Source organism: [Borrelia] turdi (assembly GCF_008828755.2).
Classification (GTDB): Bacteria; Spirochaetota; Spirochaetia; order Borreliales; family Borreliaceae; genus Borreliella; species Borreliella turdi.
In genome coordinates this window covers 590185-602819 of sequence record NZ_QBLM01000001.1, presented here as the reverse complement: position 1 = coordinate 602819, position 12635 = coordinate 590185, and the positions used below count along the sequence as shown (strand labels likewise).

11 protein-coding genes are annotated in these 12635 nt (G+C 30.4%); 8 read left to right on the top strand and 3 right to left on the bottom strand.

Going from position 1 to position 12635, the window contains the following annotated elements; genetic code table 11:
* Positions 1–314 precede the first annotated feature (314 nt).
* The 7 genes from DB318_RS02795 (at position 315) to DB318_RS02765 (ending at position 9490) form a co-directional block, all read left to right on the top strand.
* Positions 315–1886: a peptide ABC transporter substrate-binding protein gene (locus DB318_RS02795; RefSeq protein WP_151059992.1), complete on the top strand. Its 1572-nt coding sequence runs from the start codon at positions 315–317 to the stop codon at positions 1884–1886.
* Positions 1887–1983: 97 nt separating this feature from the next.
* Positions 1984–3570 carry a peptide ABC transporter substrate-binding protein gene (locus DB318_RS02790; protein ID WP_151059993.1) on the top strand — a complete coding sequence of 529 codons (1587 nt, stop codon included), beginning with the start codon at positions 1984–1986 and terminating at the stop codon, positions 3568–3570.
* A gap of 133 nt (positions 3571–3703) precedes the next feature.
* Positions 3704–5329, top strand: coding sequence for a peptide ABC transporter substrate-binding protein (locus DB318_RS02785; RefSeq protein ID WP_151059994.1), 1626 nt, complete (start codon positions 3704–3706; stop codon positions 5327–5329).
* Between the two features lie 313 nt (positions 5330–5642).
* Entirely contained in the window at positions 5643–6563 is a 921-nt protein-coding gene (locus DB318_RS02780) for an ABC transporter permease (RefSeq protein ID WP_151059995.1), read from the top strand.
* Between the two features lie 12 nt (positions 6564–6575).
* Positions 6576–7625, top strand: coding sequence for an ABC transporter permease (locus DB318_RS02775; RefSeq protein ID WP_151074261.1), 1050 nt, complete (start codon positions 6576–6578; stop codon positions 7623–7625).
* Between the two features lie 11 nt (positions 7626–7636).
* Positions 7637–8509 carry an ABC transporter ATP-binding protein gene (locus DB318_RS02770; protein WP_151059997.1) on the top strand — a complete coding sequence of 291 codons (873 nt, stop codon included), beginning with the start codon at positions 7637–7639 and terminating at the stop codon, positions 8507–8509.
* Positions 8510–9490: an ATP-binding cassette domain-containing protein gene (locus DB318_RS02765; protein ID WP_151059998.1), complete on the top strand. Its 981-nt coding sequence runs from the start codon at positions 8510–8512 to the stop codon at positions 9488–9490.
* Positions 9491–9494: 4 nt separating this feature from the next.
* Here DB318_RS02765 and DB318_RS02760 read toward each other — a convergent pair whose 3' ends face one another.
* Complete coding sequence (locus tag DB318_RS02760) at positions 9495–10250, bottom strand: early set domain-containing protein (RefSeq protein WP_151059999.1); 756 nt, start codon at positions 10248–10250, stop codon at positions 9495–9497.
* A gap of 115 nt (positions 10251–10365) precedes the next feature.
* On the opposite strand from DB318_RS02760, the gene eno reads away from it, so the two are divergent.
* Positions 10366–11676 carry a phosphopyruvate hydratase gene (gene eno, locus DB318_RS02755; protein ID WP_151060000.1) on the top strand — a complete coding sequence of 437 codons (1311 nt, stop codon included), beginning with the start codon at positions 10366–10368 and terminating at the stop codon, positions 11674–11676.
* Positions 11677–11727: 51 nt separating this feature from the next.
* On the opposite strand, the gene rpsI is transcribed toward eno, so the two are convergent.
* Both rpsI and rplM read right to left on the bottom strand, forming a co-directional pair.
* On the bottom strand, positions 11728–12138 hold the full coding sequence (rpsI, locus tag DB318_RS02750) for a 30S ribosomal protein S9 (protein ID WP_151060001.1): 411 nt from the start codon (positions 12136–12138) through the stop codon (positions 11728–11730).
* Positions 12135–12599: a 50S ribosomal protein L13 gene (gene rplM, locus DB318_RS02745; protein ID WP_151060002.1), complete on the bottom strand. Its 465-nt coding sequence runs from the start codon at positions 12597–12599 to the stop codon at positions 12135–12137. The genes rpsI and rplM overlap by 4 nt, the downstream gene beginning before the upstream one ends.
* Between the last annotated feature and the right edge of the window lie 36 nt (positions 12600–12635).

Here is a 12635-nt window from a genome sequence, read left to right as displayed (position 1 = left end):
AAACTAATATTAAAAAGGCATACATTTTTAAAAACATTTAATACCCATTATACCTTATTTATTACACAAGTTAAAGTAAAATTTTAACTTACAACAATAGACAAAACAGCACTAAAAACTATTTAATTTATTAGACTTTTTTTATTGCAAAACTTTTTTTATTGTAAAAATTAAAGTAAAATTTAAACATAAGACGAATAAAAGCACTAGGAACGCTAATATTTAAAAGCAAAACAAAATAAATATTCTTTATTTAAAAAAGCTAATAAAAATCAATACAACAAATATGTAAACTATTGAAAAAGGAGAATCCCATGAAATACATAAAAACAGCTTTAATACTAACTATTTTCTCTTTAATAGCCTGTATTAATAATACCAAAAAAGAAAAAATAGTTTTCAGGGTGTCAAACATAAGCGAACCAACATCACTTGACCCCCAGCTCTCAACAGATCATTACGGTAGCAGTATCATTATAAACCTATTCTTAGGATTAACAGTAAAAGATTCACAAACTGGAAAATATAAACCAGGACTTGCAAAAAGTTGGAATATTTCTGATGATGGAACTGTTTATACATTTCACCTAAGAGAAGATATAGTTTGGAGCGATGGAGTTGCAATTACCGCTGAAGATATAAAAAAATCATATCTAAGAATTTTAAATAAAAAAACAGCTGCATTGTATGCTAATTTAATAAAATCTACAATAAAAAACGCACAAGAATATTTTGATGAGAGAATACCTGAATCTGAGCTTGGCATAAAAGCTATTGACAGCAAAACCTTAGAAATAACATTAATATCTCCAAAGCCTTATTTTCCTGATATGCTAACACACCCAGCATACATACCAGTTCCAATGCATATTGTTGAAAAGTATGGAGAGAATTGGACAAATCCTGAAAATATAGTTGTTAGCGGCGCATACAAACTCAAAGATAGATTAATTAACGATAAAATCGTAATAGAAAAAAATGAAAAATATTATAATCTAAAAAATGTAGAAATTGACGCGGTGATATTCTACCCAATAGAAGGCAACGTGGCTTACAATATGTACATAAACGGTGAAATTGATTTTCTGCAATCAGTAGAACAGAACAATTTAGAGAAAATTAAAACAAGAGATGATTATTACTCAGGATTAAAAAATGCAATGGCATACGTAACATTTAACACAACCTTAAAGCCACTAAACAATTCAAAAGTTCGACAAGCCCTCTCACTTGCTATTGATAGAGAAACTTTATCTAAAGTAGTTTTAAAAGGAAGTTCAGATCCAACAAGAAATTTAACTCCAAAATTTGACAATTATTCTTATGGAAAAAATTTAATATTATTCGATCCTGAGAATGCAAAAAAACTTTTAGCTGAAGCTGGATATCCAGATGGAAAAGGATTTCCTACATTAAAATATAAAATCTCAGGAGGAAACAAAACAACAGCAGAATTCTTCCAAGAACAATTCAAAAAAATACTAAACATCAACTTAGAAATAGAGAATGAAGAATGGACAACATTTTTAGGAAGCAGAAGAACTGGAAATTACCAAATTTCAAGCGTGGGATGGATAGGAGACTATTTTGACCCTTTGACATTCTTAGAAAGTTTATTTACAACAGAAAATCATTTTTTTGGAGCATACAAATATTCTAATAAAGAGTATGATGCTTTAATAGCAAAATCTAATTTAGAATTAGATCCAATAAAAAGACAAGACATCCTAAGAGAAGCTGAGGCAATAATAGTAGAAAAAGATTTTCCCGTGGCGCCCTTATTTATACCCAAATCCCATTACCTTTTCAGAAATGATAAATGGACGGGATGGATGCCAAATATTGCAGAAAGCTATTTATATGAAGATATTAAAACTAAAAAATAATAAAATAAGTAATTTAAAAATTAAGATTTAAAATTAATATCTATAGAAGAGCAATTATAAAATCAAAGTTAGCTTTAAAACGGAGGTATAAAAAATTATGAAATTACAAAAGTCATTATTTTTAATAATATTTTTTCTAACTTTTCTTTGCTGTACCACTAATGAGGCAAAAAAAGAAGTAGTATCATTTAAAATAAGCTTGGGATCAGAACCAAGCAGCCTTGATCCTCAACTAGCAGAAGATAATGTGGGATCAAAAATGATAGACACAATGTTTAGAGGTCTTATTACAGGCGATCCTAACACAGGGGGGAACAAACCAGGACTTGCAAAAAGTTGGGATATTTCTCCTGATGGAACAGTTTACACATTTACTCTAAAAGAAAGCATAACCTGGAGTGATGGGGTTGCAATCACTGCAGAGGGAATCAGAAAATCTTATCTTAGAATTTTAAATAAAGAAACTGGCTCAAAGTATGTTGAAATGGTTAAATCAGTGATTAAGAATGGTCAAAAATATTTTGATGGACAAGTGTCTGACTCCGAACTTGGAATTAAGGCGATTGACGAAAAAACATTAGAAATAACACTAGAATCTCCAAAACCCTATTTTATTGATATGTTAGTACACCAATCATTTGTTCCAGTACCAATTCATGTTACTGAAAAGTACGGACAAAGCTGGACAAGTCCTGAGAACATAGTTACCAGCGGTCCTTTTAAATTAAAAGAAAGAATTCCTAACGAAAAATATGTGGTCGAAAAAAATGATAAATACTACAACTCAAACGAAGTAGAAGTACAAGAGATTATATTTTATACAACAAATGACAACTCAACAGCATATAAAATGTATGAAAATGAAGAATTAGATGCAATCTTTACAGCTATACCGCCCGATTTAATTAAAGATCTAAAATTAAGAAACGATTATTACTCATCAGCTATTAATGCCGTATACTTTTACGCATTCAACACACACATTAAACCGCTTGACAATGTTAAAATTAGAAAAGCCTTAACTCTTGCTATTGACAGAGAAACACTTACGTATAAAGTTCTTGATAACGGAACTACTCCTACAAGAAGAGCAACTCCTAACTTTAGCTCATATTCTTATGCTAAAAATTTAGAATTATTTAATCCTGAAATTGCAAAAACCCTTCTAGCTGAAGCTGGATACCCTAATGGCAATGGATTTCCTATTTTAAAATTAAAATACAATACAAATGAATCAAATAAAAAAATTTGTGAATTTATTCAAAACCAATGGAAAAAAAATTTAAATATTGACGTGGAACTTGAAAACGAAGAGTGGACAACCTACTTAAACGCTAGAGCAAATGGAAATTACGAAATAGCAAGAGCAGGATGGATAGGTGATTATGCTGATCCTTCAACATTTTTAAATATATTTACACAAGGATACACACAATTTTCATCTCACAATTACTCAAATCCAGAATACAACGAACTTATTAAGAAATCCGATCTTGAACTTGATCCAATAAAAAGACAAGATATTCTAAGGCAAGCGGAAGAGATAATTATTGAAAAAGATTTTCCAATAGCTCCAATATACATATATGGAAATAGTTACCTTTTCAGAAATGACAAGTGGACGGGCTGGAATACCAATATTTCAGAAAGATTTGATTTATCTCTACTAAAATTAAAAAAATAATTAATTATTTAATTAATTAATTAATTAAAAATCGTCTATTAATTTATTTTTTATAGACGATTTTTATTGACTTTCTTTTAAAAAAAAGATAGCTTAAAGCTTATAAAACAATTTTATTTGGGAAAAGGTTAAGATGAGCTTTAATAAAACTGAAAAAATTAATAAAAAAATTAAAATAACAGCACTAATTATACTTACCATGGCTTTAATTACATGCAACAATAATTCGGAAAAGGAAAAATTAACATTTAAAGTATATATAGGGGGAGCACCTTCATCACTTGACCCACACTTAGTGGATGAAACAATTGGAGCAAGAATTTTAGAACAAGTATTTTCAGGACTCTTGACATTAAACACCAAAACAGGAAAGCTTAAGCCTGGACTTGCTAAAAATTGGGAAGCCTCAAAAGATAAAAAAACATATCAATTTTACCTAAGAGACAACCTTGTTTGGAGTGATGGAGTACCAATTACTGCTGAAGGGATAAGAAAATCTTTTTTAAGAATTTTAAATAAAACAACAGAATCTATACATGTTGATATGCTTAAATCAATAATAAAAAATGGACAAGAGTATTTTGACGGAAAAGTATCTGATTCTGAACTTGGAATTAAGGCAATCGATAACAAAACATTAGAAATAACACTAAAATCTCCAAAACCCTATTTTCTTGAATTACTTCTACATCACGCATTCATGCCGGTACCTATTCATGTTATTGAAAAATATAAGAAAAATTGGACAAACCCTGAAAACATGGTTACCAGTGGTCCTTTTAAATTGAAAAAAAGATTACCTAATGAAAAAATTATATTTGAAAAAAATGAACACTATTACAATTCAAAAGAAGTAGAACTCGAAGAGCTTGTCTACATTACATCTGACAATGATCTAACTGTATACAATATGTACAAAAACAACGAAATTGATGCTATTTTTAACAGCATTCCACCAGACATTGTAAATGAAATAAAACTACAAAACGACTATTATCAACACAAAAGTAATGCAATTTATTTATACTCGTTTAATACAAAAATAAAACCCCTTGATGATGTTAGAGTTAGAGAAGCTTTAACATTAGCTATTGACAGAGAAACTTTAACTTACAAAGTACTCAATGACGGCACAGTTCCCACAAGAGAAATAACCCCTAATCTTGAAAATTATAATTACGGTAAAAAATTAGCCTTATTTGATCCTGAAAAATCTAAAAAGCTTTTAACAGAAGCTGGATATCCTAATGGAAAAGGATTTCCAATGCTAACGCTAAAATATAATACAAACGAAACTCATAAAAAAGTTGCTGCGTTTATTCAAAACCAATGGAAAAAAATTTTAAATATAAACATTATGCTTACTAATGAAAATTGGCCTGTTCTTACTAATAGTAGAAATACGGGCAATTTTGAAATAATAAGAATTGGACGCATTGGAGAATATTTAGATCCACACACATACTTCACTATATTCACAAGCGAAAATTCACAACTTGCATCATACAGATATTCAAACTTAGAATTTGACAAACTCCTCAGAGAATCAGATTATGAAAAAGATCCTGTAAAAAGAAAGAAATTGCTCAGAAAAGCAGAAGAAATAATTATTGAAAAAGATTTTCCCGCTGCACCAATATACATATATTCTGGACATTATCTTTTCAGAAACGACAAATGGTCTGGATGGAATCCCAATGTATCAGAAGTTTATTATTTATCTGAATTAAAGCCAATTAAGAATGCAAAACGCAATTAATTAATTTTTTATTAAAAAAGGCTTTAAACAAGTTATATTAGACTTAAATAAAATTTTTACTTTATATATTATTATATATAAAGTAAAAATACACGAGTCCTGTTTAAAAATAAATCCTCCTCTAATTAACATAACAAAATTTTAAATAAAAAAGATAAAGTATATTTTTATTAAAATTAAATTATTAATCACAATGCAAACAAACTTCTATTAAATTAAAATTTATCAATTATAGCTTGAAAAACAATAAATACTATATGATATAATTGACTAATACATAATGTTGCCAATATCTATTTACAAAGGAGCAAAAATGTTAAGGTTTACTTTAAAAAAAATAATAGGAATGATACCAACTTTACTAGCAATAATTTTTTTATGCTTTTTTGTAATGAGAATGGCTCCTGGAAGTCCATTTGATTCTGAAAAGCCTATTGATCCTCAAGTAAAAGCAAGATTGATGGAAAAATATCATCTTGACAAACCTTTTTATATTCAAGCCTTTTATTATATTTCAAACGTTCTCAAAGGAGATCTGGGACCTTCTTTAAAAAAGAAAGACCTTACGGTTAATCAATACATAAAATTAGGATTTCCAAAATCACTTACACTCGGAGTAATATCTCTAATCATATCGCTATCAATAGGAATACCAATAGGAATATTAGCTGCTATTTATAAAAATACTTATATAGATTACATAATAACATCAATAGCAATATTAGGGATTTCTATACCATTATTCGTAATAGGGCCAATTTTACAATACTTTTTTGCAATTAAATGGGGATTACTTTACACCTCTGGATGGATTACAGAAAGAGGGGGATTTTCAAATTTAATTCTACCTATAATAACTCTTAGTATGCCTAATATAGCTATTTTTGCAAGAATAATCAGAGGCTCGATGCTAGAAATAATACAAAGTGACTTTATAAGAACTGCACGTGCAAAAGGGCTAAATTTCAAAAAGATAGTTATAAAGCACATGCTAAGAGGAGCAATGCTGCCCGTAGTAAGTTATATAGGCCCAGCATTTGCTGCTATAATATCTGGAAGCGTGGTTATTGAAAAAATATTTAGAATTGCTGGGATGGGAATGTTTATAACAGAATCTGCACTAAACAGAGATTATCCAGTATTAATGGGAGGATTGTTATTATATTCAATAATACTGCTTATTTCCATGTTAATATCAGACATTATATATAAAATGTTAGATCCAAGAGTATAAGGGGAAATCAAAATGAATAACCTTGAAAAACAAAATGAAAAAAACAATTCTAAACCCGAAAGAAGAGCTTGGTCAAGATTTAAAGAAAATAAACTAGCATTTGGCAGTCTTTTTGTAATTGGATTTTATATCTTAATTGCCATTCTGCAACCAATATTGCCAATATATAAATACCATACTCAAATAGTAGAACATTCCGATTTACCACCATCTTTCCAGGCTGCTGGAGAACTATGGTATCAGAAAGAAAAAAAATTTATTGAAAAATTAGCAAAAAAAGAAAAAAGAGAAATAAATGAAGACGAACTAAAAAAGCTCGAAGACATAAAAAGAAAAATAGAAAATGAAGTTCAAATAATAGATAAAAGGGAAGTAAAAATACATAAAAGAGTGTATTTGCTTGGCACAGACAATCTTGGCAGAGATTTGCTTGCAAGATTAATACAAGGCAGTCAAATCTCTCTTTCTGTAGGATTTATTGGAGCTTTTTTGTCTATGATAATAGGAACTATTCTAGGCTCAATAGCAGGATTTTTTGGGGGATTGGTTGACAAAATAATCACTAAAACAGTCGAAATTCTTTATGTATTACCCTATTTACTTATTGTGATAATACTAATGGCAATAATGGAAAGAAGTATAGTAGGATTATTTATAGCGCTCGCATTTGTATCGTGGTTAACAGTAGCCAGAGTTGTAAGAGGTCAAGTACAATCACTATCAAGTTCAGAATTCATACAAGCAGCCAAAACCTTTGGCGCAACAAATCAAAGAATAATCTTAAAGCACTTAATCCCTAATAGTATTGGGATGATAGTTATATTCACAACAATAAGAGTTCCAAGCTTTATTATGGCTGAAGCATTTTTATCCTTTTTAGGACTTGGGATTTCGGCTCCAATGACAAGCTGGGGAGAATTAGTGCAAAATGGAATTGCTACATTTGTTGAATATCCATGGAAAGTTTTTATTCCAGCTATAGTTATGACAATATTTCTATTATTTATGAACTTTTTAGGAGACGGGCTAAGGGATGCATTTGATCCAAAAGATAGCATCTAAGGAGAAATTGAATGGAAAAAGAAAATATACTAGAAATAAAAAATTTAGCAATTGAATTTAGATTAAAACATACAACAATTCATCCCGTAAACAATATTAACCTATCTGTAAAAAAAGGAGAAATTAAAGCTATTGTTGGAGAATCTGGGAGTGGAAAATCCGTAACAAGCATGGCTATTTTAAAACTATTACCAGAACTTACAACAGTATATAAAAGTGGAGAAATACTATTTGAAAATCAAGATCTGCTAAAACTTAGCGAAAAAGAACTTTTAAAAATTAGAGGGAATAAAATATCAATGATATTTCAAGACCCAATGACTTCATTAAACCCATTTTTGAGAATATCAACTCAACTTGAAGAAACAATAATCTTGCACCAAGGATTAGGGAAAAAAGAAGCCAAAGAAAAAGCAATAGAAATGTTAAAAACTGTTGGTGTTGTAAATGCAGAAGAGAGAATAAAACATTTCCCTCATCAATTTTCAGGAGGAATGAGACAAAGAGTCATGATCGCCATGGCGCTTAGCTGTCATCCATCCTTATTAATAGCAGATGAACCTACAACAGCCCTTGATGTTACAATTCAAGAGCAAATATTATTATTAATCAAAAACCTATCTAAAAAATTCAATACTTCTACCATATTTATAACTCATGATCTTGCAGTTGTTGCTGAAATTTGTGACACAGTATCTGTTATGTATCAAGGGGAAATTGTAGAAGAAGGAACAGTAGAAGAAATATTTAATAATCCTAAACACCCTTACACTATTGGACTTTTAAAATCAATTCTTACGCTAGAACAAGATCCAAATAAAAAACTTTATTCAATAAAAGAAAATTCTATTAAGACCACAAAAACCAGTATTGAGGAGTTTTAAATGAGCAGTAAAAAAGAAATAATTCTTAAAGTAGAAAACTTAATACAAACATTCACAACTGGAGAAGATTTTTTATTTTGGAAAAACAAACAAAAAGTAAATGCAGTAAACAATGTTAGTTTTGAAGTTGAAAAAAATAAAACTTTAGGACTTGTCGGGGAATCTGGTTGTGGCAAGTCTACTACTCTTCGCTCAATAATGCAGCTTTACACGCCAACTTCTGGAAATATTTACTTTAATGGAAAAAACATAACCAAACTTTCAAAAAAAGAACTCTTAAAAACAAAAAAAGATATGCAAATGGTATTCCAAGATCCTCATACTTCACTTGATCCAAGAATGACAATAAAAGAAATAATAGCAGAACCACTAAAAATATACAGTGAAAACAAAATCCTTCCAAAAACAACGCTAGAAATAGAACAAAGGGTAAACGAACTAACAGATATTGTTGGGCTACATAAAAGTATGCTAGCTAGATATCCTCATGAATTTTCAGGAGGACAAAGACAAAGAATAGGGATTGCTAGAGCACTGGCTTTAAATCCTAAGCTTTTGCTTTTAGACGAAGCTGTTTCTGCGCTTGATGTGTCAATCAGAGCTCAAATTTTAAATCTACTTAAAACTCTGCAAAGAGAATTTAATTTGTCTTATTTATTTATTTCTCACGATCTTGCTGTAGTAAAATATATGAGTGACAAAATCGCTGTAATGTACCTTGGGGTTATTCTAGAGCTTGCGCCCAGAGAAACGCTATTTTCAAACCCAATTCATCCATATACTAAAATGCTAATAGCATCAATTCCTGAAATCAACCCTGAAAAAAGAAAAAACAAAAATATAAAACTAGACGAGCAAACCCTAGCAAACATTAGAAAAATTCATTTATCAACACAAGTGTGCCCAAAATTTGAAGAAGTAGAAAAAGATCACTTTGTATCTAAATACCTTTTTGATGAGATGAATAAACAAATAATTTAAAAGCTTATTTATGGTCAAAATAGGAGACTTCAAAATCTATTTTATTATCAATCCCTTCAACAAAGTATAAATTAATCCTATTAACATTATTTTTATCTATTACTTTGTTACCAGAATCAATAAAATAATAATAAATTCTATCCTTGGGTAAATTTTTAAGCTTAATAGTATAAATTCCTCTATTATCTTCTTTTTCAACAAGCCTATTCAAAAAAGGATTAAAATTATTAAAACTACCAGCTATTGTAACTATTTGTCCGGGGCGACCTATATAAAAAATTTCAACCTCATTATTATCATACGATTGTATTGGATTTCTCAAAGAAATATAACTTGCCTTCTCTTTAGTAACCTCAATTTTAGAAAATGGGGTTAAATCCTCATTATAAACCACATTTTTATTATACTCATCATTAGTCCAAACACCGTCTACAATAAGCCTATACTTTATATCGCTTGTGCCATGAGGAATATTAACTTTGACAAAAAAAACTCCGTACTCATTTTTTTTAAATAAATATTTCTTAGAATACTGATCAAAGTCAAAAGCAGCAAAAATTTTTCTAATCTCCTTATTGGGGGGATAAAACAATAATATACGCTTAGAATCAACCATAGGCTCAAAATTGTCTTTCCTTGTTGAAACTTCTAAAAATTCATTTAAGCTTAAATCAAAATTATACATCAAATAACCATCTGAGAAAAGATTGTTAACACATAAAGCCGCAAAAACAAATAAATACAAACACCTTACTTTCATAGATTATATACAAAGCTCACAATAAATAATTCTTTTGGAAAGATACTACACATTTAGACTTTTTAACATTATACTAAAAACATACATTAAAGTAAATAATACGAGGAGTAGAAAAATGGGTTTTCACATTTATGAAATCAAAGCCAGACAAATTATTGATTCTAGAGGGAATCCAACAGTTGAAGCTGATGTCATTTTAGAGGATGGAACTTGCGGAAGATCTGCAGTACCATCAGGTGCATCAACAGGAATTAACGAAGCTGTTGAGCTTAGAGATGGTGATAAGTCTGTATATATGGGAAAAGGGGTCTTAAAAGCAATTGAAAATATAAAAAACATCATTGCCCCAGAACTTGAAGGCATGAGCGCCTTAAATCAGGTTGCAATCGACAGAAAAATGCTTGAACTTGATGGTACCCCTACAAAAGAAAAGCTTGGGGCTAATGCAATCTTAGCAGTTTCAATGGCTACAGCTAAAGCTGCTGCTAATTACCTTGGACTTAAGGTTTATCAATATCTTGGAGCATACAAAGCTAACATTTTGCCTACGCCTATGTGCAATATTATTAATGGTGGTGCACATTCTGACAACTCTGTTGACTTTCAAGAATTCATGATAATGCCAATAGGAGCAAAAACTTTTAGTGAAGCAATAAGAATGGCAGTAGAGGTTTTTCATACACTAAAAGGCATTCTAAATGGGAAAGGGTATGCAACTTCTGTTGGGGATGAAGGCGGATTTGCTCCAAATTTAAAATCAAATGAAGAAGCCTGCGAGATGATTATAGAAGCAATAAAGAAAGCAGGATATGAACCTGGGAAAGATATAGCGATAGCTCTTGATCCAGCAACATCTGAGCTTTATGATCCTAAAACAAAAAAATATGTACTTAAATGGTCAACAAAAGAAGAGCTTACTTCTGAACAAATGGTTGAATATTGGTCAAAATGGGTAGATAAATATCCAATCATTTCAATTGAAGATGGCATGGCCGAAGAAGATTGGAATGGATGGAAACAACTTACAGACAAAATTGGAAACAAAATTCAACTTGTTGGGGATGATTTATTTGTAACAAATACCTCATTCCTTAAAAAAGGAATTGAAATGGGAGTCGCTAATTCAATTCTTATCAAGGTTAATCAAATTGGCACACTAACAGAAACATTTGAAGCTGTGGAAATGGCTAAAAAAGCAGGATATACAGCAATAGTTTCCCACAGATCAGGAGAAACAGAAGATACTACAATAGCTGACCTTGTTGTAGCTCTTGGAACAGGCCAAATTAAAACAGGCTCACTCTCAAGAACAGACAGAATAGCAAAATATAATCAACTCATAAGAATAGAAGAAGAATTAGAAACAACTGCCGAATACCACGGTAAAAACGTATTTTATTCCATTAAGCAAAAAAAATCCCTTTAGAAGAGGGATTTTTTTGCTTAAATAAAAATATACAATGTATAAAAAATAAAATTATCTTTTGGAAAATTGAAAACTTTTTCGCGCTTTTTTCTTCCCAAATTTTTTACGTTCAACTTTCCTTGAATCTCTTGTTAAAAACCCATTAGATCTCAAAGTCATCTTATTAGATTCATCAAGCTCAAAAAGAGCCCTTGAAATGCCATGCCTTATTGCCCCAGATTGACCTGAAATCCCCCCCCCATAAACATTAATATAAAGATCATATTTCCCAAGTGTATTTGTCATAACTAAAGGCGATAGCGCCATTGTCCTTAAATTTTCAAGTTGAATGTAAGAGTCAAAGTCTCTATTATTTACTTTGATATTGCCACTACCCTCTCTAATATAAACCCTAGCAACAGAGGATTTTCTCCTACCAGTTCCCATTGACAAATTAACATTGCTAAAATTTGATTTTTTCATTTTACCTCTCTTAAATTAGCTTCCAGTTTTATAGGATTTTGAGCTTTAAGAGTATGCTCTGAACCAGAAAAGACTTTTAAATTTCTAAAAAGATTGCGCCCCAAAGGGCCTTTTGGCAACATCCCCTTAATAGCAATCTCAAGAGGCGCACAAGGCTTTCTCTCTAACAATGTTCTAAAGGTGTCAGAATAAAGACCTCCCGGATATCTTGAGTGCCTATAGTAAAGTTTTTGTTGATATTTTTTCCCCGTCAGCCTAACCTTAGAAGCATTAATAATAATAACATTGTCACCTAAATCTTGATGGGGAGTATAATAAGCTTTATGCTTACCTCTTAAAATTTTAACAACATCTACAGCAACTTTACCTAAAACTCTATCTGCCGCATCAATTACATACCATTTTTTCTCAACAGTCTTTGGCTTGATCCAAATTGTAACATTACTAGTTATTTTATTCATAATAACACATTACCCTTACATAAAATTTTATGCATA

Excerpts from the sequence above, each read along its gene's own strand:
- DB318_RS02780 (WP_151059995.1), top strand. The coding sequence starts at position 5,643 with ATGTTAAGGTTTACTTTAAAAAAAATAATAGGAATGATACCAACTTTA.
- DB318_RS02775 (WP_151074261.1), top strand. The coding sequence starts at position 6,576 with ATGAATAACCTTGAAAAACAAAATGAAAAAAACAATTCTAAACCCGAA.
- rplM (WP_151060002.1), bottom strand. The coding sequence starts at position 12,599 with ATGAATAAAATAACTAGTAATGTTACAATTTGGATCAAGCCAAAGACT.
- DB318_RS02790 (WP_151059993.1), top strand. The coding sequence starts at position 1,984 with ATGAAATTACAAAAGTCATTATTTTTAATAATATTTTTTCTAACTTTT.
- DB318_RS02785 (WP_151059994.1), top strand. The coding sequence starts at position 3,704 with ATGAGCTTTAATAAAACTGAAAAAATTAATAAAAAAATTAAAATAACA.
- DB318_RS02765 (WP_151059998.1), top strand. The coding sequence starts at position 8,510 with ATGAGCAGTAAAAAAGAAATAATTCTTAAAGTAGAAAACTTAATACAA.
- DB318_RS02795 (WP_151059992.1), top strand. The coding sequence starts at position 315 with ATGAAATACATAAAAACAGCTTTAATACTAACTATTTTCTCTTTAATA.
- DB318_RS02760 (WP_151059999.1), bottom strand. The coding sequence starts at position 10,250 with ATGAAAGTAAGGTGTTTGTATTTATTTGTTTTTGCGGCTTTATGTGTT.
- rpsI (WP_151060001.1), bottom strand. The coding sequence starts at position 12,138 with ATGAAAAAATCAAATTTTAGCAATGTTAATTTGTCAATGGGAACTGGT.
- eno (WP_151060000.1), top strand. The coding sequence starts at position 10,366 with ATGGGTTTTCACATTTATGAAATCAAAGCCAGACAAATTATTGATTCT.
- DB318_RS02770 (WP_151059997.1), top strand. The coding sequence starts at position 7,637 with ATGGAAAAAGAAAATATACTAGAAATAAAAAATTTAGCAATTGAATTT.